At 64.3% G+C, this 24,225-nt stretch carries 20 protein-coding genes; 17 read left to right on the top strand and 3 right to left on the bottom strand.

Annotated elements, in window-relative coordinates:
* Positions 1–85 precede the first annotated feature (85 nt).
* A complete protein-coding gene (locus tag OK352_RS12060) occupies positions 86–1,888 on the top strand; it encodes a glycoside hydrolase family 15 protein (RefSeq protein ID WP_265141734.1) in 1,803 nt (600 codons plus the stop codon).
* Here the strand turns inward: OK352_RS12060 and OK352_RS12055 are convergent.
* Complete coding sequence (locus OK352_RS12055) at positions 1,875–2,483, bottom strand: maleylpyruvate isomerase family mycothiol-dependent enzyme (RefSeq protein WP_265141733.1); 609 nt, start codon at positions 2,481–2,483, stop codon at positions 1,875–1,877. The two genes, OK352_RS12060 and OK352_RS12055, sit on opposite strands and share 14 nt — an antisense overlap.
* A 62-nt stretch (positions 2,484–2,545) precedes the next feature.
* Between OK352_RS12055 and OK352_RS12050 the strand changes: the two genes are divergently transcribed.
* The 15 genes from OK352_RS12050 to OK352_RS11980 all read left to right on the top strand — a co-directional run bounded on the left by OK352_RS12050 (position 2,546) and on the right by OK352_RS11980 (position 18,403).
* Positions 2,546–3,634 (top strand): lactonase family protein, encoded by a 1,089-nt coding sequence (locus OK352_RS12050; protein ID WP_265141732.1) that lies wholly within the window; start codon positions 2,546–2,548, stop codon positions 3,632–3,634.
* Complete coding sequence (locus OK352_RS12045; protein ID WP_265141731.1) at positions 3,631–4,263, top strand: GNAT family N-acetyltransferase; 633 nt, start codon at positions 3,631–3,633, stop codon at positions 4,261–4,263. Before OK352_RS12050 ends, OK352_RS12045 begins: the two co-directional genes overlap by 4 nt.
* A 191-nt stretch (positions 4,264–4,454) precedes the next feature.
* Positions 4,455–5,369 carry an ABC transporter ATP-binding protein gene (locus OK352_RS12040; protein WP_265141730.1) on the top strand — a complete coding sequence of 305 codons (915 nt, stop codon included), beginning with the start codon at positions 4,455–4,457 and terminating at the stop codon, positions 5,367–5,369.
* Positions 5,366–6,748, top strand: a complete 1,383-nt coding sequence (locus OK352_RS12035; RefSeq protein WP_265141729.1) for an FtsX-like permease family protein — start codon at positions 5,366–5,368, stop codon at positions 6,746–6,748. The genes OK352_RS12040 and OK352_RS12035 overlap by 4 nt, the downstream gene beginning before the upstream one ends.
* 16 nt (positions 6,749–6,764) lie before the next feature.
* The gene (locus OK352_RS12030; protein WP_265141728.1) at positions 6,765–7,061 is read left to right on the top strand and encodes a chorismate mutase; all 297 of its coding nucleotides are present in this window, start codon (positions 6,765–6,767) and stop codon (positions 7,059–7,061) included.
* 4 nt (positions 7,062–7,065) lie between these two features.
* On the top strand, positions 7,066–7,971 hold the full coding sequence (locus tag OK352_RS12025; protein WP_265141727.1) for an SDR family NAD(P)-dependent oxidoreductase: 906 nt from the start codon (positions 7,066–7,068) through the stop codon (positions 7,969–7,971).
* 100 nt (positions 7,972–8,071) lie between these two features.
* On the top strand, positions 8,072–9,427 hold the full coding sequence (locus OK352_RS12020) for an RDD family protein (protein ID WP_265141725.1): 1,356 nt from the start codon (positions 8,072–8,074) through the stop codon (positions 9,425–9,427).
* Positions 9,424–13,914 (top strand): FtsK/SpoIIIE domain-containing protein, encoded by a 4,491-nt coding sequence (locus tag OK352_RS12015; protein ID WP_265141724.1) that lies wholly within the window; start codon positions 9,424–9,426, stop codon positions 13,912–13,914. The genes OK352_RS12020 and OK352_RS12015 overlap by 4 nt, the downstream gene beginning before the upstream one ends.
* A 101-nt stretch (positions 13,915–14,015) precedes the next feature.
* Positions 14,016–14,303: a WXG100 family type VII secretion target gene (locus tag OK352_RS12010; RefSeq protein WP_265141723.1), complete on the top strand. Its 288-nt coding sequence runs from the start codon at positions 14,016–14,018 to the stop codon at positions 14,301–14,303.
* Positions 14,304–14,310: 7 nt separating this feature from the next.
* A complete protein-coding gene (locus OK352_RS12005) occupies positions 14,311–14,673 on the top strand; it encodes a hypothetical protein (protein WP_265141722.1) in 363 nt (120 codons plus the stop codon).
* 70 nt (positions 14,674–14,743) lie between these two features.
* The gene (locus OK352_RS12000; protein WP_265141721.1) at positions 14,744–15,937 is read left to right on the top strand and encodes a hypothetical protein; all 1,194 of its coding nucleotides are present in this window, start codon (positions 14,744–14,746) and stop codon (positions 15,935–15,937) included.
* Between the two features lie 178 nt (positions 15,938–16,115).
* On the top strand, positions 16,116–16,598 hold the full coding sequence (locus OK352_RS11995; RefSeq protein ID WP_265141720.1) for a hypothetical protein: 483 nt from the start codon (positions 16,116–16,118) through the stop codon (positions 16,596–16,598).
* Positions 16,595–17,167 (top strand): hypothetical protein, encoded by a 573-nt coding sequence (locus OK352_RS11990; RefSeq protein ID WP_265141719.1) that lies wholly within the window; start codon positions 16,595–16,597, stop codon positions 17,165–17,167. Before OK352_RS11995 ends, OK352_RS11990 begins: the two co-directional genes overlap by 4 nt.
* Before the next feature lie 9 nt (positions 17,168–17,176).
* A complete protein-coding gene (locus OK352_RS11985) occupies positions 17,177–18,031 on the top strand; it encodes a hypothetical protein (protein WP_265141718.1) in 855 nt (284 codons plus the stop codon).
* A 93-nt stretch (positions 18,032–18,124) separates the two neighbouring features.
* On the top strand, positions 18,125–18,403 hold the full coding sequence (locus OK352_RS11980) for a WXG100 family type VII secretion target (RefSeq protein WP_265141717.1): 279 nt from the start codon (positions 18,125–18,127) through the stop codon (positions 18,401–18,403).
* A 138-nt stretch (positions 18,404–18,541) separates the two neighbouring features.
* On the opposite strand, the gene OK352_RS11975 is transcribed toward OK352_RS11980, so the two are convergent.
* Positions 18,542–20,698 (bottom strand): YhgE/Pip domain-containing protein, encoded by a 2,157-nt coding sequence (locus OK352_RS11975; protein WP_265141716.1) that lies wholly within the window; start codon positions 20,696–20,698, stop codon positions 18,542–18,544.
* Positions 20,695–23,412 carry an MMPL family transporter gene (locus OK352_RS11970; RefSeq protein ID WP_265141715.1) on the bottom strand — a complete coding sequence of 906 codons (2,718 nt, stop codon included), beginning with the start codon at positions 23,410–23,412 and terminating at the stop codon, positions 20,695–20,697. Before OK352_RS11970 ends, OK352_RS11975 begins: the two co-directional genes overlap by 4 nt.
* Positions 23,413–23,504: 92 nt before the next feature.
* Here OK352_RS11970 and OK352_RS11965 point away from each other — a divergent pair, with 92 nt between their 5' ends.
* Entirely contained in the window at positions 23,505–24,191 is a 687-nt protein-coding gene (locus OK352_RS11965; RefSeq protein ID WP_265141714.1) for a TetR/AcrR family transcriptional regulator, read from the top strand.
* Positions 24,192–24,225: the final 34 nt, after the last annotated feature.

Below are 24,225 nucleotides of genomic sequence, written 5' to 3'. Positions count from 1 at the left end.
GTGCAGCGTCACGAGCCTACCTCCGAGGGCTGTGTGAGCTCGCGGCATCCTCGATATTCGCGCGTCACTGCGCGAGACTGGACGTATGCCCCAGAACATCGAAGACTACGCACTGATCAGCGATTGCCAGACGGCGGCACTTGTCGCGAAGGACGGGAGCATCGATTGGCTCTGCCTCCCGCGGTATGACTCGCCCTCCGTGTTCGGGGCGCTGCTCGGGGACGAGAGTCACGGACGCTGGAAGCTGGCACCGACCGATGACGGCGCCGTCGCCTCACGGCGCTACCTGAACCACAGCTTCGTTCTGGTCACCCGATGGGTGACGCACGATGGCGAGGTCGAGGTGACCGAGTTCATGCCGCTGCGTGATGGCCGCGCCGACCTCGTGCGACGGGTGCGCGGCGTGCGCGGAACCGTCGAGATGGAAGCCGACGTGCGCTTCCGCTTCGGATACGCGACGGCGGTTCCCTGGGTCCGCCAGGTCTTCGACGAATCGGGACACGGCATCAAGGCCGTTGCGGGGCCGGACGCCATCGTGATGCGCGGCATGGCCCTTGCGGCATCCGATCACGCCCACACGGGCACGTTCACGGTCAGCGAGGGGGAAACCGTCGATCTGACGATGACCTGGTACCCGTCGCATCAGAGAGCCCCGCAGCCGCCGGACGTCGAGCGCGGCCTGCAACGGACGACGCAGTGGTGGACGGACTGGGCGTCGCGCGTGACACACGAGGGAGTGTATTACGACGAGGTGATCCGGTCGCTGCTCGTGCTGCGTGCGCTGACGCATGAAGAGACTGGCGGGATCGTCGCCGCCGCGACGACGTCGCTGCCCGAGCAGTTCGGAGGCGAGCGCAACTGGGACTACCGATACGTGTGGCTGCGCGACGCGGCACTGACGCTCGAGTCTCTTCTGCTGCACAGCTACACAGACGAGGCCGCGGGGTGGCGTGCCTGGCTGCTGCGGGCCATTGCGGGGGATCCGGCTGATGTGCAGATCATGTACGGCATCGCCGGTGAGCGCGACCTCGCCGAGAAAGACATCACGTCGCTACCCGGATACCGCGGGGCGAGCCCGGTGCGCGTGGGCAATGGTGCTGTCGACCAGTTTCAGTCCGACGTCGTCGGTGAGGTCATGGTCGCCCTTGACAAGGCTCGCAAGGCGGGGCTGGCCGAGACCGACTTCTCGTGGCCCCTGCAGCGCGCGCTCATGCAGTTCGTGCAGCAGACGTGGGAGAAGCCCGATCAGGGCATTTGGGAGATCCGTGGGCCGGCACACTACTTCACGCACTCGCGGGTCATGGTGTGGGCGGCGCTCGATCGCGCGATCAGCGCCGTGCGAGACGACGGGCTCGACGGACCGGCCGACGAATGGGAGGTCCTGCGTGACAGGATCCGGGATGAGATCGAAGAGAAGGGCTTCGATGACGCCCTCGGCTCGTACACGCAGTACTACGGGTCAGGCACCGTCGACGCGTCGCTCCTGCAGCTTGCGCAGGTGGGGTACTGCGCCTATGACGACCCACGGATGCTGTCGACCGTCGCCGTGATCGAGCGGGAGCTCATGGCAGACGGGATGCTGCTGCGGTACCGCACCGAGCACAACGTCGATGGCCTGCCGCCCGGCGAGAATCCCTTTCTCGCGTGCTCGTTCTGGCTCGTCGAGCAGTATGCGTACAGTGGCAGACTCGACGATGCGCGGGAACTCATGGACCGTCTCGTCGGCTATGCCAATGACGTCGGGATGCTGAGCGAAGAGATCGATCCGCGCACGGGGCATCACGTGGGGAACACACCGCAGGCATTCTCGCACCTGACGCTGTTGCGCGCGGCCGATGCGATCTCGAAGGTTTCCAGCGCCGAGGCGGACCCCGTCACACAACACTGAAGCCGGGCGGCAGCGCCCCACGGCCCGTCAGCGCCATGATCACCTGCTCGCCGTCACCCGTGCGCGCGGCGATTCCCGCGGCCAGCGAGGCCGCGGATTCAATGAGCTCGGGCGCAAAGTGCGCGGTCTGGCCCGTTGCACGCGCGAGGTCCATGGTGTGCACGACGAGTTCGAAGACACGGGTCTTGAGGTACTCGTTGATGGGGATGCCCATCCCGCCGAGCGACACCAGGCGGTCGTCCGGCTGCTCGGCGAGCAGCGCGAGAGCGCGCTCGACGAGCCCGGTGATTGCCGCAACCGGGTCGTCGCCGAGCGCGACGCCGGCCTCGACGCCGCGCTTGGCGATCGCCTCGGGATTCGTATAGGCGAGGTAGATCTGGCCGTAATAGTCGCCCGCGGTCGGCATGTCGATCTGCGCCGCCGGGTCGAGGTCGAGGTAATCGATCACGGTGATGACAGCGCGGGCCGTGTGCCCCGTCAGAGAGCGGACATCCCAGACGCCCAGCCCCGGAGCATCCCACTGGTCGTTGCTGATTCCCGCCACGACGTCAATGAACGTGCGGCAGGCCATCTCGTATCGATCTGTTCGCGCCATGCTTCATCGTGGCACAGTCTTGCCGTCGGCGAAATGGCATGGCTGCTGGCAGACTGAAGAGCATGGCGCACACGGATCCCACTTTCTGGCTTGGCACGTATACGGCGGACGGCGACGGCACCGCGGCAGGGATCGTCGCGCTGACGGCGGAGGACAGCGGGACGCTGCGCCCGTCGTTCGCGTGCGAGGCGCAGTCACCGTCGTGGCTGACGGTGCACCCGCAGCATCCGGTCGTATATGCCTCTGAAGAGTTCACAGGACGCCTTCTCGCTCTGCGCCCTGACGGCACGCGTCTCGGCGCGCTCGACGAAATCACGGTGAATCCCGGGGTGTGCCACGTGTCTGTCGCACCGAACGGCGCGGCGCTGCTCACGGCCAACTACGGCACGGGCGAGGTCTCACGCGTCCCGCTCAGCGACGACGGAGGATTTGCCGGGGCTGCCGTCGTGAGCGAGCCCGCACCCCGCGACCCGTACGGATACACCGCGGATGCTGACACGGGGCTGGCCACGCTGTCGGCACCGGATGCGTCAGCCCGCGATCCGCACGCCCACCAGACGCGTTGGCTGCCGAACGGACTCGTTGTGTCGACCGACCTCGGCTTTGACCTCGTGCGGGTGTGGCGCCCGAGCGCATCCGGTCTGGTGCACCTGCAGGATGTCTCGCTGCCGCGCGGCGTCGGCCCGCGGCACACGCTCTGGCACGAGAGCGGCCACCTGCACGTGCTCACGGAGTATTCGGCAGAGATCTTCACGCTGCGCTTTGACGAGTCGGGTGCGCTGAAGGTGCTGACGGCCGCGCGGGCGACGGCGGACTCGCTCGAAGACGGCGACACCGGGGCCGAGATCGCGATCGGCGACCGCCGGGACCGCCTGTACGCGGGCATCCGCGGAACGAACCGGGTGGCGACGCTCGAGGTGCGCGGTGACGGAAGTGAGCTCCGGGCGATCGGCGATGTCGAATCGGGTGGCAATTGGCCGCGCCACCACATCGTCGACGGTCAGCTGCTGCATGTCGCCCACCAGTTCTCCGGCGACGTCGCCACACATCGCCTTGACGAGCGCACGGGGATCCCGCAGACGCTCGTCGGCACGGTGGAAACGGGAAGCGCCACGTGCCTGGCGCCCGCGCAGAGGAGCGCCGGAGTATGACAGTTACCTTTCCCGAACGGCGCTCTCTGATCGGGAGCCTCGTGCGACTCGACCCGCTCGTCGATTCCGACGCGGAGGAGCTCTTCGCCGCCATCGTGCGCCCCGACGTGTATGAGTTCGGCTACGGCGGCGGGATCGCCGGGATGCCGCGGGACGCAGCGGCGTTCGCGGACGAGCTGAGCAGCCACTATCCGTTCTCCACCGGCATCCCGTTCACCGTACGCCTTGTCGCCGGACCGGATGCCGGGCGAATTGTGGGAACGACATCGCTCGGCGACATCGACACGACGAATCGCGGCGCCCACATCGGGTGGACCGCCTATGATCCAGCCGTGTGGGGCACCGGAGTGAACCCCGAGTGCAAGCTGCTCCTGCTGTCGCTCGCCTTCGATTCGGGGTTCGAACGGGTGAAAATTCAGACGGATGCTGTCAACGCGCGGTCCCGGGCCGCTATTGCGAAGCTGGGGGCGGCGTTCGAGGGTGTCCTGCGGCACCACCGCCTGCGCGCCGACGGTACATGGCGCGATACCGCCGTGTACTCCGTCCTCGCCGACGAGTGGCCCGAGGTGCGCGCGGGGCTGCAGCAGCGGCTGGAGAAAGCGACGCCGCCTCAGCTCACGCACGACTGACCCCGGGCGACAGCCTGACGGGAACTCACGACCCGACTGGATGAGGGAAACCCGATGCAGCATGCGGCGGCGACAGGATTCTGCGTGATCGTGTGCTGAACCTCACGTCTGGCGTGATCTGCAACCGGAGGATGACGCAGATCACTCCAGCGCGCGATGTGCTCACGCTCGCGGATGACGAGCATTGAATCATGAGCATTCACAATGATCCTGCCAACGGCGTTTCACCCGCAGCTGTGGCGCCCGTTCTGGCGGCAGAGAACCTGCACAAGAACTACGGTCCGGCCCGGGCCCTTGGCGGCGTCAGCCTTGCCGTCGCGGCGGGGGAGTCCGTCGCCATCATGGGAGCGTCCGGCTCCGGAAAGACGACGCTTCTGCACGCGCTCGCCGGGATCATCCGGCCAGACGCCGGCGCCGTGACATTCCGGTCGATCGCGGGGCCGGTGCGCGTCGACGAACTCAGTGAGAAGGAGCGGTCGCGCCTGCGTCGCGAGTCATTCGGCTTCGTCTTTCAGCAGGGGCTGCTGCTGCCCGAGCTCACAGCGCTCGAGAATGTTGCGCTGCCGCTCATGATGGTCGGCTACCCGCGCCGTGAGGCCGAGGGTCGCGCGATGCACTGGCTGCACCTGATGGGCCTGGCCGGCTTCGAAGCGCGCCGCATCGGCGAACTCTCCGGCGGCCAAGCACAGCGCGTGGCGATCGCTCGAGCCCAGGTGACGGGCGCGACGGTGATCTTCGCCGATGAGCCGACCGGGGCTCTCGATTCGGCGACAGGCGACGACGTCATGTCGGCGCTTCTCGACTCCACTGTCGGGCAGGGCAACACACTTGTCGTCGTCACGCACGATGAAACTGTGGCCGCGCGCTGCTCGCGCACCATACGCATGCGAGACGGGATGCTGCAGCAGGCAGCATCCCAAGCGGCACCCCAGGCAGTTCCGCACGCGGCGCAGCCATACGCTGCACCGCAGTCTTCCGCGCAGTGGCCCGGAGCACAGCAGCCTCCTGCGCAGTGGCCCGCAGCACAGCAGCCTCCCGCAGCGCCCGTGCAGGCGGCCCCGCAGAACGGCGCCCAGTTTCTCGGTGCAGGATGGAGCCAGCAATGACCGCCGTCGCTACGCCTCCCGCAGCATCCGCCGCCCGTCAGGGCCGCATGCCTGTGGCACGGCTCACCTGGATGCTCGCCCGCCCCGGTGCGCAGAGCCCGGCCACGATCGTGCTCCCCACCATCGCGTTCGCCGTGACGACGGCCCTGCTGCTGATCGTCTCGGGCGGAGTGACGATGTTCTGGGGCTGGACGAGCCCGGATGCCGAGCTCTACAAGGTGCTCAGCGTGCTCGCGCTCGCGCTCCTCGTCGTTCCACTCGCGTCGCTCGGAGGGGCTGCCGCGAGGCTTTCCGCCCGCCGTCGCGATGACCGCCTTGCCACCCTGCGCCTGCTCGGGGCGACGCCGAGCGCCGTGATGCGCATGACGGTCCTTGAATCGACGGCCGTCGCCGTCACCGGTGCGCTCGCCGGCGTCGTCCTCTATGTCGCGGCCATGCCGCTCGTCGGTCTCATCCCGTTCGGCGGAGAGCCGATCGGCGCGGCTTCCTTATGGGTCGGCGTTCCGATGATCCTGGCCGTGATCGCGGGTGTCGCCGTGATCGCAGCACTCAGCAGCGTGATCGGTCTGCGCCAGGTGGTCATCTCGCCCCTCGGAGTCCGCACACGGCAGCAGCCGCAACGCGTGCACTGGGTGCGCATCCTGATCGGAGCCGTTGCCATCATCGGCGGCTTCAGCCTTCTGCAGGGCCTGGGCGTTCTCGGTGACATGACAGCGGTTGTCGTCGTCATCGCCGTCGCGTTCGGGGGAGGCGTCGCCGTTCTCGGCCTCATCGGCCCCTGGGCGGTGAGCGTTCTCGCCCGGGTGCAGCTGCGCTCCGCGAAGACGCCGCAGAAGCTCATCGCTGCCCGTGGCATCCTCGACAACCCAAAGGCCGCCTGGCGTCAGGTCTCCGGCGTCGCGATGACGAGCTTCGTCGCGGTCGTGGGTGGGGCGGGCACGGCGCTGGCCGTGACAGCATCCGCTTCGGCCAACCCGCAAGACGCCGTGTTGTTGCTCGACATCCGCACCGGCATCCTGATCACCCTCATCGCGTCGTTCCTCATGGTCGCCTGCTCGGCCGGCGTCAACCAGGCGGCCGAGGTGCTCGACCGCCGTGAAACCTGGGTCAACCTTGACCGGGTCGGAATGCCGCGCTCGACGATGGAGGCCACCCGCACACGGCAGGTCTTCGTGCCGCTCGTGTTCGTGGCGCTGCTGTCGGCGGTCGTCGGCGGTGTGCTTGTGTTCCCGCTTCTCGGCATCTCGCTCATTCTCGCTCCCGTGTCGCTGCTCGTGATCGCTGTGTGCTTCGTCGCCGGTTTTGCGCTTGTCGGTGCGGCCGTGGCCTCGACAAGACCGGTGCTGTCGCGCGTGCTCGCACAGCCGGAGCGTGTGTGACGGCTAGGCTTGGGGCATGTCAGACACCGACGCCACAGCCGAACTCGACCGACTGCGCAAGAGCATTGACAACATCGATGCGGCGCTCGTGCATCTGCTGGCCGAGCGCTTCAAATGCACGCAAGAGGTTGGTGCACTCAAGGCCAAGTACGACATGGCCCCCGCGGATCCCGCGCGGGAGTCGCGGCAGATTGCACGGCTGCGGGAACTCGCTGCCGACTCCGATCTCGATCCCGAATTCGCCGAAAAGTGGTTCACCTTCGTGGTGTCCGAAGTGATCCACCATCACGTGAAGATCGCGCGAGGCGAATAGCGTCGTGACCCCCACCCGAGGCAGGCGCACAGTCGTGGTGACGGGTGCGAATGCCGGCCTGGGGTTCTGGACGACGCTGAGCCTCGCACGATCGGGCGACCGCGTCGTCATGGCCTGCCGCAGCAAGCAGCGGGCGGATGCCGCGGCGGCAGCGATCCGCGCGCGGGCCCCCGACGCCGAACTGCCGTTCGTCGAGCTCGACACGGCTGACCTGGCCTCGGTCGAGCGCGCCGCCGAGCAGCTGAACCAGCTGGAGCGCATCGAGGTGCTCATCGAGAACGCCGGTATCGTGCACACACCGGCGCGGCGGCAGCAGACCGTCGATGGCCTCGAACTCGTGGCCGCCACCAACGTCTTCGGTCATGTCGCGCTGACCGCCGCCGTGCTGCCCACACTTCTGCACACGCCCGGATCGCGTGTCATCACGCTCGGCAGCCTCACGACGCTGTGGCCCTGGCCCGGCCTCGACGACCCGCAGTCCGAGCGCTTCTACAACGGGCTCCTCGCATATGCGCGCTCGAAGGTGATGCTGCAGTCGTTCGGATTCGAGCTGGATCGTCGGCTCGCAGCATCCGGTGCTCTTGTGCGCTCCCTCGTGGCGCATCCGGGCTACTCGAACTCGGGGCGGACGCCGCGTGTGCCGAACGTCAACGAACCGGGGCGTGCCAAACGCTTCCGCGATAACCTGCAGGCCGCCGTCGCTCAGGGAAAACACCGTGGAGCGTTGCCGGTTGTGGCCGCTGCAGACGACCCATCGCCGCCCCCGTCGCCCGCGTTTTACGGCCCGAAAGGGTTGCTGAAGGGCGCTCCCGTGCGGGCTGTGCCCGTCCCGATCACGACGGATCGCAGCGTCGCGTTTGCCGTCTGGGCCGAGGCCGAGCGGGCAACCGGCGTGATCTTCGCGCTGTGAGCGCATGGGCAGTCCTCCACCGTGCTGAGCACGAGCGTCGCCGTTATGCTGTCTGCGGGCGACGCATGATGGGTCCGTGTGCGGTGCCGGGGAGGAATGAGTGACGGTTGCGGATGGACGGCGCGCTCGGCGCGAGGCCGAGCAGCGAGTGCAGACATTGAGGGATCCGGTAGCAGAGAAAGCGGCGGAACGCGCGCGTCGTCGTGAGGAGTATGCCGAGGCTCTGCTCAGTGCTGACCAACTCGGCGTCGTCGCAGCATCGGCCGGTCGACGCTCCATGGCTTACCTCATGGACATCGTCTGCTATCTGATCGTTGCGTCGCCCGGGTTCACCGCCGCGTGGTTCTTGATCGCCGATGCGAACTGGGCGCGGCCCGGCATCGAGGTGCTCACGAAGCAGCCGAACTTCCTGCTCCTGAGCATCGTCATGCTCGGCGGCATGCTTCTCGGCTGGATCTTCATCCTCGTCGAGGTTGGACTCCACGGGCTGAAAGGGGTCACGATCGGCAGGGCGCTCGCTGGCATCCGGTCAGTGAGCGTCGTGAAGATGCGCAAGCCCGGGTTCTGGCGCATCGTGCTGCGCACACTCATTCTGCAGGCGGCCAACGTCGTGCTTCCGCTGCTCGGACCGGCGGTGTTTCTCAGCTCATCGCTGTGGAGCGACCGAGGCATCGGCTGGCTCGACAGAGTGTCGAAGAGCCGAGTCATCGATATCCGTCTCGGGCTTAACCCCATGGATCTCAAGGCCCTGCGCCGAGCGGAACGTCGGATCGCCCGCCCCGAGCGCGTCGTGGAGACCGATCTGCCGGCCCTGGACTCCGCAGCTGCCGACAGCCACTTTGCTCCGGGCGAGCGCTCACGCCTAAGCGTCGTCGGCGAGAACCCGATCCTCCCGCCCGGTGACAGCCGCGAAGAGTGGGCTCCCGGCGCTCGTCCGGCGCCCGAGCCTCCGGTGCCCAGCGTTCCAGCGCCCGCCGTGGCGGAGTCCGCTCCGCCAGCATCCTCGATTTCAGAAGCGACGGTCTCCGCCTCAGCGCCTGCTCCTGCTCCGATTCCGGAACCCACGCCCGCACCCGCACACGAAGAAGCGTCTGATGGACCGGTGCCCCAGACTGAGGCACTCGAATATGTCGTTGAAGGGGCGGGCGTCTCGATCGGCATCACCGAGGCACCGGCGATTGTCGGGCGCAATCCCGAGGCGCAGGAGGGCGAACGCGTGAACCTTGTCGCTGTGAATGACCCGTCGCATTCGATGTCGAAGACACACGCCCTCTTCGGCGCCGCAGACGGTGGCGTCTGGGTGGAGGACCGCGGCTCGTCGAACGGAACAGTCGTCGTGCATCCGGATGGCAGCGAGCACCCCGTCGCACCGTTCGTGCCGACGTGGTTGAGCGGCAGCGTGGTCAAGTGCGGCGACTGTGAATTCCGAGTTCTCGTGAAGGGAGTGCGGTCATGAAGCTGAAGCTCGTCCTTCGCCGCGAGAACGGCTCAACGTCAGACGTTGTCGTCACAGCAGATTCAACGGCGACCGTCGGTGACGTCGCGCGCACGTTCCTCCACGATGACCCCAACCTCGCGTTGGCCCCCTGGGCGGGCGAAGACGTGACGTTGGCTGCGTCGTCGCCCGACGGCAGTCAGCGCGTGACTCTTGATCCCGGCAGCCCGATCGGCGAGGCCGCGCTGGGCTCGGGATTCGACGTCGCCATCGTCGATTCCGCAACGCGCACGGACGAAACTGCGGCGGCCGTTCTCACGATTCTGAGCGGGCCGGATGCTGGTCGCGAGACTCTCCTTGCTGAAGGCAGCGGGACGATCGGGCGAGATCCAGACGCCACGGTCACAATCAACGATCCGATGGTGTCAAAGAAGCACGCGCGCATTGAGATCACGGCGGCCGGAACCGAGATCGTCGATCTCAACTCCGCAAACGGCATCCTTGTCGATGGCGGGCTCGTTCCACGTCTGCGCATGACCGAGGGCCGTCAAGCGACGCTCGGAGACACCGTGATCTCCGTAACCCCGCTCAACGACACGGATGCTGGTGAGCGTGCGATCATCGAGCGCGGCGGGCTTCTTGCCTTCAACCGCTCGCCGAGAGTGGAAGTGCGTTATCTCGGCGAGGAGATGCCGGCGCCTGAGGTGCCGAAGGAAAAGGAACCCCGCCCATTCCCCTGGATCATGATGATCGCACCCGTGCTCATGGGCGGATTCATGTTTGCGATGACAAAAAATCCCATGACTCTCGGGTTCATCGCCATGGCACCCATGATGATGATGGGGAACTTCTTGATGCAGAGTTCCCGCACATCGAAGAAGCAGCAGAAAGAGATCTTCGACTTCGAACTTCAGCTCGAAGCCATGGAAGATCGGCTGGTGGACGAAGAGCCTCAGGAACGCCTGACCCGACTGCGAGAGAGCCCATCGGTCGCCGAGATCTTCGACGAGGCGCAGCAGCTTGGCCCGATGCTGTGGACGCGTCGGCCGGAGCACTGGAACTTTCTTGACCTGCGGCTCGGAATCGGGCCCATGCCGAGACGATTGACCGTTGGGGACCTCGAGAAAGAGGGCGGCATCGAGGACTACCGGGTTCGTCTGAAGACTCTTCAATCACGATTTGAGCAGATTGCGCATGTGCCGGTCGTTGAGAATCCCCACGTCGCTGGTGCCCTGGGCATCTGCGGAGCGACAAACGCCGTCTGCGACACCGTGCGGGCACTCGGTGTGCAGCTCGCGGGCCTGCATTCTCCCTCTGAAGTGACGTTCGCCGCGCTGACGAGCACGGGGATTGCGAGTGAGTTCGAATGGCTCAAATGGATGCCGCATACGACGTCTCCGCACAATCCGCTGGGGGACTTTCCTCTTGCGGACAACCCGGCAACGGGAACGGCGCTGCTCAACGCGCTCGAGGGGCTCGTTGCGGAGAGGATTGGCGACATGCGAAGCAGCGATGTCGCCCGTGGTGCTCACGCGGATGAAGAATCGGCCGCGCATCGCGGCACGATGGTCGGCGACGACAAGCTGGCGTCGGATTTCGAGCCCGAGACTCCGGTTCTCATCATGTTCATCGATAACGATGTCGACGTCGACCGCGCGCGTCTCGTGCAGCTGATCGAGAGGGCTGCGGAAGCGAGAATCTACGCGATCTGGATGGCCCCGACCATTGAGGCTCTCCCCGCGGCCTGTCGCACGGTCGTGGACGTGGCGAGCGGTCTTCACCACGCGCAGGTCAGCTTCGTTCGGCAGGGGCGCACAGTCGACGACGTGGATGTCGAGGGCGTCTCTCAGCACTATGCGACGGTGCTGGCACGGAGACTGGCTCCTGTTGTCGATGCGGGTGCGGTGATCGCCGATTCGAGCGATCTGCCGCGCAGCGTGTCACTGCTGAGCCTGACAGGAACCGACTTGGCCGACGACCCGCAGGCGGCCATCGAGCGCTGGAGTCAGAACGCGTCGATCATCGATCGCAGTGGCTCTGCCCCCGTTCGGCGGAAGCGAGCGGGCACGTTGCGTGCCCTCATCGGGCAGGGGTCTCCGGACGCCATGCACCTTGATCTTCGCGTTCAGGGTCCGCACGCCCTGGTGGGCGGAACGACTGGATCGGGTAAGTCAGAGTTCCTGCAGGCCTGGGTGCTGGGGATGGCTGCGGAATACAGCCCCGACCGCGTGACGTTTCTCTTCGTCGATTACAAGGGCGGTTCCGCGTTCGCAGAATGCGTCAACCTGCCCCACTGCGTGGGACTGGTCACCGACCTCAGCCCGCACCTTGTGCGTCGAGCGTTGACGAGCCTGCGTGCTGAATTGCACTATCGCGAGCATGTGCTGAATCGGAAGAAGGCTAAGGACCTCCTGGAACTCGAGAAGCGGGGTGACCCCGAGTGCCCACCCGCCCTCGTGCTGGTGATCGATGAGTTCGCCGCACTGGCCGGAGAAGTTCCCGAGTTCGTCGACGGAGTCGTCGACATTGCGCAGCGGGGCCGTTCCCTCGGCATCCATCTGATCATGGCGACCCAGCGACCCGCTGGCGTCATCAAAGACAACCTTCGCGCCAACACGAACCTGCGTGTTGCCCTGCGCATGGCCGATGAGAGCGACTCGAAAGACGTCGTCGGCGACCCCATCGCGGGAACGTTCGACCCGACCATTCCGGGGCGTGGGATCGCCAAGACTGGACCGGGCCGGCTGATCCCCTTCCAATCGGGCTATGCCGGCGGATGGACGTCAGACGAGCCGGAACAAAGTGTCGTGGATGTCGCCGAATTCCACTTCGGAACGCTCACCCCGTGGGAATCGGACGTCGAGAACGACGCGCATGAAGAAGAGGAGGATTTGGGCCCCAACGATCAGGCACGAATGGTCGCGACGTTTGTATCAGCGGCAAAGGACCAGAACATACCGGCCCCGCGCCGACCGTGGCTCGACGATCTGCCGGCAACCTATGATCTGCTGGAGCTCTCTCATCGTTCCGATGAGGCGCTCGTCTTAGGGGTCAGTGATCGACCGGAGAAGCAGGCACAGGAGCCGAGCTACTTCTACCCCGACCGCGATGGGCATATGGCGATCTATGGCACGGGGGGAACGGGCAAGACAGCCCTGCTGCGTACGTTCGCCATCAGCTCGGTACTCGGCGATCAAGGCGGACCCGTCCATGTGTACGGTATGGATTTCGGCACCGGGGCGCTGCGCTCGATCGAGGCGCTGCCGCATGTCGGATCCGTTGTGCCGGGAGACGATTACGAGCGCATCTCCCGCCTCCTGAAGATGCTGCGCGGTGAACTCAATCGCCGGTCAGAGGAGTTCTCGAACGTTAACGCCGGCAGCATCTCCGAATACCGAGAACTCGCGGGCGTCCCCGGTGAGCCCCGAATCCTCGTGCTGCTCGACGGCTTCGGTGGTTTCCGGTCGGAGTACGAGACCACGCTCGCACGTGCGCCGCTCTATAACGCATTCATCCGGCTTCTCGGCGAAGGCCGCCCGCTGGGGATGCACGTCGTGCTGACGGCCGATCGGAGCGGGAGCGTCCCGAGTGCCGTGACGGCGGCGATTCAGCGCCGCACCGTTCTGCGGCTGCCCGACCCGGCCTCGTATCAGCTCCTGGGCGCGCCGAAAGACGTGCTCGACGAAAGCTCGCCTCCGGGACGTGCCGTCATCGACGGCTACGAGACGCAACTGGCCGTGATCGGCGGGACAGCGAACGTGTCTGAGCAGACTCGGGCGACCGAATCGCTGGCCACGGATCTGGAGGCTCGAGGAGTCAGCAAGGCTCCTGAGGTCGGCGCGCTGCCGAAGGAAGCGCCGATTGGCGACATGCCGGAAGCTGTCAATGATCTCCCGGTCGCGGGAGTTTCGGAGGAGACGCTGGCTCCGTGTGGATTCGAGCCGATCGGAACATTCCTCATCGGTGGGCCCCCACGAAGCGGCAAAACGAACACGCTTCGAGCGCTATCGCGAACGATCAAGGCGTGGGATCCGAGCGCAAAGCTTTTCCACATCGCCGGTCGGCGCGCAAAGCTCGCCGATGACATGGAGTGGACGCGGAGCGCTGTGCGCTCGGACGATGTCGTCGAGCTTGTGAAAGAGCTCACGGAGATCGTCAGTGACGAAGAGATCACGGACACATTGGTCATCGTTGTCGAGAATCTTACGCAGTTCAGCGGATCGGCAGCTGATAAACCGCTCGCGGAGCTCGCGAAGAAGGTCAACCGCAGCGATCATGTGCTGATCACCGAGGCGGACGTCGCTAACTTGTCGTCGGGAATTGGTCTCATCGGGGAGATGAAGGCAGGTCGTGCCGGAATTATTCTGAAACCGGACACACACGACGGCGACACGATTTTTAAGGCGCCGTTCCCGCGCGTAGCGCGTCATGAGTCGCCGGAAGGTCGCGGGTTCATGGTTCAGAACGGTCAGGTCCTGCGGGTGCAGGTCCCGCTTGTCGTGCCGTGATCAATAACGTTCGGGGAGTAGTCCCCATCGCTACAGAGCTTCAACTTGGCTACCGTATAGACAGAACCGCGTGCGAGAACTGAGAGGGGAGCGCTCACGTCATGGGGCTATTTCACATGGACTTCGGCGAGATGGACGCCACCGCCAAGGTGCTCGAAGACGGGGGCGAGTCGATGGTGACCACGGTCGATGATCTGCTGCGCGAGGTCGAAGAGCTCCTCGGCGTGGGGTTCGTGACGGAAGTCGCGTCCGAACGATTCGGAGAGGGATACCGGAACCTGTCGTCTGGCCTCGTTCAGGCGCTAGGCGGTCTCGCTGACATGGCGACGGGGCTTCGCACAATTGCTGAGAAATCTGGCGAGTTCGACCACAAGCTTGCGGAGGGGTGACGCATTAATGGTTGGCAAGATATGGCTTAACATGCAGGATCTCGAGGTCGTTGATAACGGCTTGAGAATTGCGATTACCGACTTTGCTGAGGTAGCGGACAGGAACAAAGATGTCGCTGACGAGGTGGGGACGCCGTATAACCGAAGAGCCCTGGCAGACAAAGTGCGGGACTTCGAGAAGGATTGGAATGACAATCGGCAAGAGCTCTCTGATGCCCTCGGCAAGTTGAGAGAGCATCTGCACGGCATCATCGAGGCGTATTACGACTACGACGGGAACCTGGGCTCCCAGCTCGATACGCAAGAGCGTCAGGCCCTCTCGAATCCCGCGCCGGACAATAGTCTTCCACCCGGCCAGTATTTAGTCTGATCTCGAACGAAGGAAGTGATTTCACCCCATGGATTACTTGGGCAACCTCTCTCCGAAGGGTAATGAGCTCATGCCTTCGGAGGGCGACGCTGACACGATTGATGTGCGTGGCGCGTATCTGCGTGATCTAGGCGAGAGCATGGAGAAGACGGCGGGTTATCTGGAGCAGATTGGCCAGGGAACGACACAGATTAGTGAAGCGGTCGATAAGATCCGCGAGTCTGCGTCCGAGATTCATGGCGAGCTCAGCCAGGCGGCTACGCGATACAGCGGGACGGGCAACGCGCTTGTTGCGTACGCAGACGTTCTGCGAGCCGCGAAACGCAACATGGATCCGCTCATCGAAGAAATCCAGACCGCTCAGACGAGCGTGTCGACGGCTGTCGAGACTCAGAGCGACGCTCAGAGCGCAGTCTCTGACAACAACACGACGTGGTTCTGGGAGGAAGAAGCCACGGATGCTGAGAAAGCCGCGGCGCAGAGTGACCTCGATGACGCCGAATCAACCCTCAGCACTGCGCGGTCGACGCTTGACGGATTGTGGGCGGAGTATGATGCTCACTTCGCCACGTGGGAAGAAGGTTACGACGAGGCTGTCAACGGTATTGAGACGGCGATCACCGAGGCCGACAACAACGACGGCTGGTTTGCTGACCTGATGAAGATCTTGAATGCGATCTGCATCGTCCTGGCTGTCGTTGCGCTCTTCGTCTCAGGCCCGATCGCCGGCGCGATTCTGATTATCACGACTGTTGTCGCGGTCGTCCAGTTGGCCAGCGATATCTACGACCTTTCTCAAGGGGAAGGGTCATGGGGAGATGTCATTGTCGGCGCCGTCGGAATCCTTCCGTTCGGACGAATGACCCGTGTTCTTGGACGAGGACGCAGTGCTTACTCGGCTGCTCGGGGAGCAGGCCGTGAGAGTTTCACCGGAGGAATGCGCGCATTCGGCAGAGGTTCTGGTCGGCAGACGGTTCAAGAGGCTAGCGGCGCGTGGCGCAGTACCCTGGCAGGTCCGAGCCCGCGATCGTTGCCCACGCGAAACCCTCTCACAGGGGTGATAGACGAGGGAAGCCGTGTGCCTGTAGCGCCCACGCCCATGAACCGCTTGACCGATCACGTATACAACTTGACCAACCCGCAAAACGTAGGGGAAGCGATCGACAATGCCTCGACGATAAACGGCTACTACAACACCACCAGAGACACCGTCGAAAATTATGTGACCAACAGACCGTATAACGAAGCCAATGCCGGATACTGATGGGCATGCGGCGCACCGTGAGGGCGGCGCAGACACTGACCTGAGAACCGAACTGAAGAACGACGTCCCCGAGAAACGTCGCTCGACTATAACGTACTCGCTGCTCTTTCCGCCGGGTTGGAAGCGCTTTGCCGTCGACGCGGAAGCGGAGAGGACATTCGTCGACAGCCTCAAGCAGGTGTTTCAGCCGCGCGGACAGGCAAAAGACTACATGTATTACCGGGCGCTGACGCACCGGCTGTTCGTGGATATGAAAAAGCGTCGCGCCTCCTCGATTCATCTTCCGATCAAACCAGTCGAGGGCACTTTCCTTCCGGCGTCCATGGTGGTCCTGCCCGCACCGATCAGCGGTGCGCATCAACTTGACGATTTTCGAAATCGATTGACAAAGCGCTTTGAGCTTGAGGAGAGTTCAGAGAACGGACTTGCCATCTGGCGGTGGGAGGAGCAGCAGTCGACGTCGTCCGAGGGTGATTTCGGGGTCGGTGCTCTGACTATTCACCACCTCTTTGAAGCACCAAAGGCTACAGGGCGTGCGCCGCTGATGCTGAGTGCGACCTTGCTCGTGCCGCCTGGAGAAGAGAAGAGCGAGCTTATTGGCATCGTCAGCGAACTTTTCGATGCCATTGCCGGTACGTTCAGATGGGTACAGAGATCATGACGACCGAGAGCGAATCTCTCAGCGACTTTGATGACGACGCGTGGATCGAAGTCCCCGTGCAGTTTCCTTTCGGCCCATTTCGTACAGCCGAACAATGGGTGAACGGGATTACGTTTCAAGCGACTGACGGGCTTCCTGGGGAAGACGAGTTGCGCGATCATACAGAGCGAGCGGCACGTGTCGTCGTGCAGGTCGGCCATCGGCTGGCCTCGCGCAAGTTCTGGTACTTTCCCCGCGAGTTCGGGACGGAGACGGTCGCGCACAGCTACGTCATGGAATATGACGGGGTCTCGTCTGTCGAGGAACTGTTGATCGGTGATGCTCGTGAGTACTCTGCGCCCCAGGTTGTCGAACACGAGTCAGTCTCAGACAAACGTATTGTGAGCGTGGCTCACACGATCCCCCTCAAGGTTGAGGGGGACGAGGCGAAAGTCGCTGGAAGCCTGCGACTCGCACGAGTCGAAGATGATGTGCTGGTTATCGTGGATATCGTTGATCTGCGTGCTCACATGATTGGTGTGGTTTTCGACGACGCCGTAGCGCTAGCTGGTAGTCTGGCCGCCGATTAGAAGGAGCTTATGAACGACGTCCGTTCAGATTGGCAGGAGATTCTTCGGCAGGTTCCGGGGTCCGCGAACGTTGCGTCGACGTTGGATAGCGACGGAATCGCCCTCGGATACGCGCAGGCCATGCCGTCGTGGTCATCTCCAACCCAACTTCTCACAGCGCTTCGGGCACCCGTTGCTGGCAAGTCGGAGCGCAAAATTATCAACGTTCTTCAGGGCGACCTCGATCGTCGAATGTCGATTGCGCGCAAAGACGCGAATAGGCCGAAGAAGATCGCCTTGGTGACCGTCATGATCCTGTTCACAGTCGCCGTCGGGGTGTTTTTCCTTCCGAGCTCCGTGAGCGATCTCGACGACTATTTTCTCGACATCGGAGTGCCGACGGTGATCATCGGACTTCTCGGTATTGCATCGCTGCTCGCGAACGGTGTTGTCGAAAAGCGGAGCGCGCCTCGCTCCCTTCCCTACGCAGCGGGTTTGTTCATCGTCTACGGGCTGCTGTACGCGCTTGGTGCTGTGATGCTGAGCATTCATGTTTCGAACTACGGTTACTGGTTCGTGCCTGGAGCAACCGTTGGAGTTGTCTGCGCTGCAGTCACCGCTGTGGGATACATCGCCCTTTTCTTGTGGACGAGGAAACGACAGACTCTGATCCAGGCGTTACACGGTGATACGCCTGAAGGTCGGGAATTCGATGCCGCGCTCGGCGAGCACATTGTGAAGATTTTGAGTAAGCGAGACAGCCTCGATGTAGACGATCTTCGCCGCCGCACGAGCGAGGGCGTGAGACAGCTGCATGACAGCGGACAAATTACGACCGAAGCGGCAGTTTCGATGCTGCGCGAGATCGTCAGACCCTTAGATTAGGCCGCATGTGGGGACTCCTCCCCATTGGCAGGATTGCGCCCGCACGGTTAACTGGGTGCCAGACGTTGAAAATAACGAGAAGGAGTTGCCAGAATGGCTTTTCACTTTAGTCACGAACAGGTTGAGGCTACGGCCGGCGCACTCGACACGGGCGCAGAGAACCTCCGAGGTGAGCTGACGACGCTTCTGGGCAAGGTCGAGGACCTTCTCGGAGAGGGCTTCGTCACCGAGGTCGCATCGGAGCGTTTCGGTGAGGGCTACCGTGAGCTGAACTCCGGTATTGACCAGGCGATCAACGGCATCAATGAGATGGGGACGTCGCTGCGTCAGAAGTCCAGCAGCGTCGGCGACTTCGACGCCACCGGAATTTGATTCGGCATTAGTCGAATCCTCGGTTCAGCCGAAACCTGAACTGCCAGGGCCCGGCCCGGTATTGTTTACCGGAGCCGGGCCCTTTGTCATGCCTGATGCCACACGGAATCACAGCCGAGTGTGGGCGTGGCGCTGCCATCAGGCCGGTGCAGCGGCCACGAGCCTTCGGGCCGAGACTGTGCGTTTCAGTGCGATGCTGAGCGTCGTGATCGCGACGCTGCCGAGCAGCCAGACCGCGAGGGCCACGATCGCCGCGCCCATTCCCGGAGTGCCGATGAGCATGGCGCTCAGTGCATCTCGTGCTGGGCTGACCGGCAGCATCCCGAATATCTGATCGAGCATGCCGGGAACTGTCGAGATGACCCCCGTGGCGAGGGCGAGTACGCCGACGATCATCGAGAGGAAGCGTCCGGTTCCGCCGAGTACGGCGACCAGCGACTGGTTGACGGCGGCAAAGGATGCTCCGATGAGTGCGGCTATGCCGGCGAAGCCGAGACCCTCGGTGACGCTCAATCCCTGTGCGATGCTGACGACGATCGAGACGAGGACGCCCTGTACGACACCGAGGATGAGTCCCGGCAGTGCCGAGCGCAGCATGAGGGCGAACGACGAGCGCGTGGATCCGAGGGCCGAGCGCGGAGTTGCGCGCAGCAGGAAGAACGTGGCGAGAGCACCGAGCCACAGGGCGATCACCGCGTAGAGCGGAACGCCGCCGGAGCCGAAGGAGAATCCGGCGTTCTCGCTGTCGTCTGTGGAGACCGGGTCGGCAACCACGTCGGCGAGCGAGCTGCGTTCTGAGTCGCTGTAGTTGGGGATCTGATCGACGGCTTGGTCAAGCCCGTCGGCGAGGGAGCCCGCGCCATCGCTCAGTTCGGCCGTGCCGTCGCCGAGCTTCGTCATCGCCTCGCTCAGTGAGACGACGCCGCCGGTGTACTGCTCGATACCCGTCGCGTACTGGGTGGCACCGGTCGAGAGCTGTTCTGCGCCGGAGCCGAGCTGGCCGGCACCGCCCGCAAGTTGTGAGGCGCCGCCCGAGAGTTTCTCAAGGCCGGCAGACAGGCTCGTGGCACCGGACGAGAGCTTGCTGGCGCCCGACTGCGAGGCGGCGGCGCCGTCTGCCAGCTTCGTAATTCCACCGGTGAGATCTCCGATGTTGTCGTTGAACTTCGTCAGGCCACCAGAGATCTGAGTGGCGGCAGAACCGAGTTCTGTCACATCAGCGGTGCCGCTTCCGTCTTCGTCCGCGGTCGCCGTGGCGGTGACCGTCGCTGCAAGCGTCTGGCATGCCTCAGCATCCCCGTCTGTACATTTCGTAGCGAGGGGAGCCATTTGATCGGTCAGCATCGATGTGACTTCGTTGACTCCAGCCGACATAGCATTGGCGCCATCGGCCAGGTCTTGTGTCTGTCCGGGGAGCTCAGCGCTCTGTGCCTTCAGCGCGTTGAGTCCATCAACGAGGCCTTGCAAGCCGGCACTCAGACCGCTCGCACCGTTGGCAAGTCCCGCCGCGCCCTCCGCAGACTGAGCTGCGCCGTCGGCAAGATCACTGGCCCCCGAGGACAGATCGCTCGCGCCATCCGCGATCCCCGATGCGCCATCGGCAAGGCCCTCGGCCCCCGTCACGAGATCGTCCGAGTTGTCTGCAAGCTCACTCGCGCCGTCCGCCGCCTGACTCATGCCGTCCGACAGCTCCGTCGTCCCGTCGGCAAGGTCACTGGCACCATCGGCCGCCGTTCCCAGCTGGTCGTGCAGCGTGTTGAAGCCAAGGAAGACGTTGTCGAGATAGTTCGTCGTCAGGTTCGTGCCGAGAACATCTGCTGCCGTCGTCGTGACAGCCTGGCTGATCGCATCGTCGATGAGTCGCGCTTTGTCGCTCGTCGTGACATCGATCACGGCCTGCTCAGCTTTGTCAGCATCCCCCGCTGTTGACGTCGCCGCCTCAGAGAAGTTCTCGGGAATCGTGACGACCGCCGCGTACGTCCCGTCCTTCAGGCCGTCACTCGCGCCATCGGCGTCCGTGACCTCCCACGTGTAGTTGGTGTCTTCATCGTCGCTTCCGACGAGGCCGGCACCCAACTGACGCCCCAGCGGAACGGTCTGACCGTTCACCTCGACAGGCTCATCGTTGTTGACGATCGCCGCCTTGACCGAGTCGAGGCGGTCGCTCGGGTTCCACAGCGCCCAGACGAGAAGACCGGCGATCATGAACGGCACGAGCAGCAGACCCACAAGCGTCAGGGGCCGCACACGTTTCGATCCGTCAGTGCGTTCGATTGTCGAGAAGGGGTTGCTCATACGGATGCCTCCGAGACGAGAGAGCGAGAGGAAAGGTCGTCGACGCAGGTGTCGTCGTCGATGAAATCGAGATCGGATGCTGCGCCGCAGCCCAGCACGATGGTCGGCGCATCTCGGCCCGACCGTGCGTTCGCGATCTGTGCGATAAGCCGTTCGCGTTGGGCAGGCTCGGTCACGTGGTCGAAACCGTCGATGGCGATCAGCCGCGGCTTCTCGGCCAGGGCGGTCTGCACATCGGTGATCGGCTGCGCCGAGGCGCTGAGAGAGATGTATCCGGCCGTGCGGCGCACCGCCGATGCACGTGACGGGATCACGAGGCTGTTCACCTTGATCGTTCCGGACGCGTTTGGCAGGCGACCGGTGATCGCGAGCAGCGTTGCCGTGACGGCACGTGCGCTGTCGCCGCGGACGGCGTGAACCGTGCCGGAGGCGATGCGCATGCTGGTGGGCCGCAGAATCTCTTCGCCCTTGACGGTGAGCGAAAGATCGTCTGCCGCGACAGCGAGGTCGGCGTCGGGAGCCGGCCACTCGGCAAGCTCGAGCTCACGCGCGAGCCCTTCGCCTTCGACGTCGAACGACGGCAGTACGCGGTCGAGCCACCGAGGCATCCACCACGCCTTGTCGCCCAGAAGTGCGAGCACGGCGGGCACAAGCGTCATGCGCACGATGAACGCGTCGACGAAGACACCGACGGCTAGCCCCAGGGCGATCGGCTTCAGATTGACGTCTTCACTGGGCACGAATGCCGCGAACACGGCGATCATGATGACACCCGCCGCCGTGACGACCTTCGCCGACGAGGTGAAGCCCGTCTCGATCGCCCGGCGGGCGCTCTTGCCATGCACGTAGTCCTCACGGATGCGCGAGACGAGGAACACCTCGTAGTCCATCGCGAGCCCGAAGAGCACGCCCATGAGGATGATCGGGAGGAAGCTGATGACCGGCCCCGTCCGGGCGACGCCGAGAGCCTCGGCGAACACGCCGTCACCGAACACCAGTGTCACGGCGCCGAAGGACGCGCCGACGGAGAGGAGGTACCCGAGCGTCGCCTTGATGGGCACGGCAACCGAGCGGAAGACCATCGTGAGCAGTACGAGCGAGAGGCCGACGACGAGCAGGCCGAACGGCAGCAGCGCCTGGCCGAGCTTTGCCGAGACATCGATGCCGACGGCGGTGAATCCGGTCACCGACAGGTCGACGTCGTATTCGTCGAGGAAGTGATCGTGCAGCGCTCGGATCTCGTGAACGAGCGCCTTCGTCTCGTCCGAGTCGGGGCCGTGCTCGGGGACGACCTGCACGATTCCCGTATCGGCCGTCTCGTTGGGCGTGGCGAGCGGAACGGAGGCGACGCCATCGAGCTCAGAAATCTCGTCGCCGATGTCTTCCATGAGCCCCAGCGGATCCGTGCTCGTGATGATCGGGCCGGTGACGATCAGCATCCCGTTGTAGCCCTCGCCGAAGTTCTCAGACACCAGGTCGTACGTCTGGCGTGCCGAGTTGTCTTCCGGCAGACCGCCAGCGTCGGGCAGGGCCAGCTTGAGTCCGAGCGCGGGAACCGATGCAACGCCCAGGATGCCGACGACGGCGATGATCGTGATGAGCGGACGTTTCGTGACGGTGCGCACCCAGCCGAGGAAGAATCTGTTGGGCCGAGCCGTGGCGGGACCGTCATCGCGTGCGGACTTCTTGCGCTTCGGGCGCAGTCGTTCACCGGAGACGGCGAGGAGGGCAGGCAGCAGCGTGAGAGAGACGATGACGGCGATGCCGACGCCGAGCGCCGCAGCGACACCCATGACCGTGAGGAACGGGATGCCCGCCACGCCGAGGCCGAGCAGTGCGATGATGACCGTGAGGCCCGCGAACACGACAGCGGAGCCCGCCGTCGCGACCGCGCGGGAGATGGACTCCGCGACATCGAGGCCGTCGCGCAGCTGATCTCGGTGGCGGGAAATGATGAACAGGGCATAGTCGATGCCGACGGCGAGCCCCAGCATGAGCGCCAGCATGGGCGTCGTGGAGGTGATCGAGGTGAACGCTGTGGCGCCGAGGATCAGAGACATGGATGCTCCGACGCCGACGATCGCCGTAATCAGCGGCATCCCGGCGGCCAGGAACGAGCCGAAGGTCACGATCAGCACGACGAGCGCGACGGCCACACCGAGGCCTTCGACGATGCTGAGCGTCGGCATCTCCTGGCTGAACAGCTCACCGCCGAGCGAGGCGACAGCACCACTGGGCAGATCGGACTGCAGGTCGCTGACAGCATCCTCAAGGCTAGTTTTTGTGGATTCGGGAATCTCGAACGTGCTGCCGTCCAGTTGAACCTGGATCAACGCGGCGTTTCCGTCGTCGTTGATGCTGCCGGAGACCGTGTCGTCGAAAGGAGAGGTCACCGTGTCGACGTGGTCGATGTCGCCGAGCGCATCGACCGCGGACTCGACCGGGTCTTCGACACCGGCATCCGTTACCGATCCGCCGTCGGGAGCGACAACGATGATCTGCGCGCTGGATCCGCTCACCTGCGGGAATGTGGCGCTCAGGGAGTCGAGCGCCTCCTGCGATTCGGTGCCTGGAATTGAGATGCTGTTGTCCATATCCTGGCTGAACAGCAGAGCACCAGCACCGAGCAGTGCAAGCAGAAGAACCCAGACGCCGATGACGGTTTTGCGGGCACCGTGCATGGCACGGCCCAGGGAATAGAGGAAGGAAGACACGGTTCTCCAGAAATCGATACAGGAATGTATCCGATACACGAATGTATTCGATACACTCGTGTATTGCAAAGTGAATTCAGGAAGGTATCAGGATGGCGAATCCACCGGTTGAAGCGGCGTCAGCCCGGCGGCAGAAGACGCGAGATCGTCTACTCGACGCTGCCTACGATGTCTTCGCGGACGTCGGCGTCGATGCGGCGCCCGTCGAGCTCATCGCCGAGCGCGCCGGGTTCACGCGCGGCGCGTTCTATTCGAACTTCGAGAGCAAAAGTGAGCTCTTTGTCGCACTCGCCGAACGCGAGAACGATCGTCGTATGGAACAGGTGCAGGTGGGGCTCGACACGGTCCTTCCCTCCTTTGACGGACAGAAGCTGGCCGCTCTCTCCACGACGGACCGCGTGGACGTGATCACCGGCATCGTCGCCGACTTTCTGGCGCTCCAGGGCGACGACCGGCAGTGGTGTGTGATAGAGGCTGAGTTCCGCGCGTATGCGCTGCGAAACGTCGAGTTCGGCCGCTATCTCGTCGAGCACGAGACGGCGATGCAGACCCAGCTCGCCGAGGTGCTCGAACGGACCCTTCTCGGCTTCGGGCAGAGGTTCATCGTTGACCCGATCGTCGCCGTCCGCATCATCACGACAGCGTACAAGGACGTCACGGTGCGTGGCCTGCTGGCCGGGTCGGATGTTCCGGCTGAGTCTGACTCAGAGCTGCACACTGTGATCGCGAGCGTCGTAGCGCTCTTCTCGGAGCCGACGTCGCCTGACGCAGCTACGTGATCCGTGGGCTCGTCCTGAGCCTCGGCGGTACCGC

The organism is Microbacterium sp. MPKO10 (genome assembly GCF_026107415.2).
Taxonomy (GTDB): Bacteria; Actinomycetota; Actinomycetes; order Actinomycetales; family Microbacteriaceae; genus Paramicrobacterium.
Note: the sequence above shows the minus strand (reverse complement) of the source record. Positions and strands in the feature narration are given on the sequence as shown.

Coding starts and splice junctions, on each gene's coding strand:
- OK352_RS12010 (WP_265141723.1), top strand. CDS start 14,016: ATGGGGCTATTTCACATGGACTTCGGCGAGATGGACGCCACCGCCAAG.
- OK352_RS12050 (WP_265141732.1), top strand. CDS start 2,546: ATGGCGCACACGGATCCCACTTTCTGGCTTGGCACGTATACGGCGGAC.
- OK352_RS11975 (WP_265141716.1), bottom strand. CDS start 20,698: ATGAGCAACCCCTTCTCGACAATCGAACGCACTGACGGATCGAAACGT.
- OK352_RS11980 (WP_265141717.1), top strand. CDS start 18,125: ATGGCTTTTCACTTTAGTCACGAACAGGTTGAGGCTACGGCCGGCGCA.
- OK352_RS12005 (WP_265141722.1), top strand. CDS start 14,311: ATGGTTGGCAAGATATGGCTTAACATGCAGGATCTCGAGGTCGTTGAT.
- OK352_RS12045 (WP_265141731.1), top strand. CDS start 3,631: ATGACAGTTACCTTTCCCGAACGGCGCTCTCTGATCGGGAGCCTCGTG.
- OK352_RS12000 (WP_265141721.1), top strand. CDS start 14,744: ATGCCTTCGGAGGGCGACGCTGACACGATTGATGTGCGTGGCGCGTAT.
- OK352_RS11990 (WP_265141719.1), top strand. CDS start 16,595: ATGACGACCGAGAGCGAATCTCTCAGCGACTTTGATGACGACGCGTGG.
- OK352_RS11965 (WP_265141714.1), top strand. CDS start 23,505: ATGGCGAATCCACCGGTTGAAGCGGCGTCAGCCCGGCGGCAGAAGACG.
- OK352_RS12015 (WP_265141724.1), top strand. CDS start 9,424: ATGAAGCTGAAGCTCGTCCTTCGCCGCGAGAACGGCTCAACGTCAGAC.
- OK352_RS12030 (WP_265141728.1), top strand. CDS start 6,765: ATGTCAGACACCGACGCCACAGCCGAACTCGACCGACTGCGCAAGAGC.
- OK352_RS12040 (WP_265141730.1), top strand. CDS start 4,455: ATGAGCATTCACAATGATCCTGCCAACGGCGTTTCACCCGCAGCTGTG.
- OK352_RS12060 (WP_265141734.1), top strand. CDS start 86: ATGCCCCAGAACATCGAAGACTACGCACTGATCAGCGATTGCCAGACG.
- OK352_RS12035 (WP_265141729.1), top strand. CDS start 5,366: ATGACCGCCGTCGCTACGCCTCCCGCAGCATCCGCCGCCCGTCAGGGC.
- OK352_RS12055 (WP_265141733.1), bottom strand. CDS start 2,483: ATGGCGCGAACAGATCGATACGAGATGGCCTGCCGCACGTTCATTGAC.
- OK352_RS11985 (WP_265141718.1), top strand. CDS start 17,177: ATGAACGACGTCCGTTCAGATTGGCAGGAGATTCTTCGGCAGGTTCCG.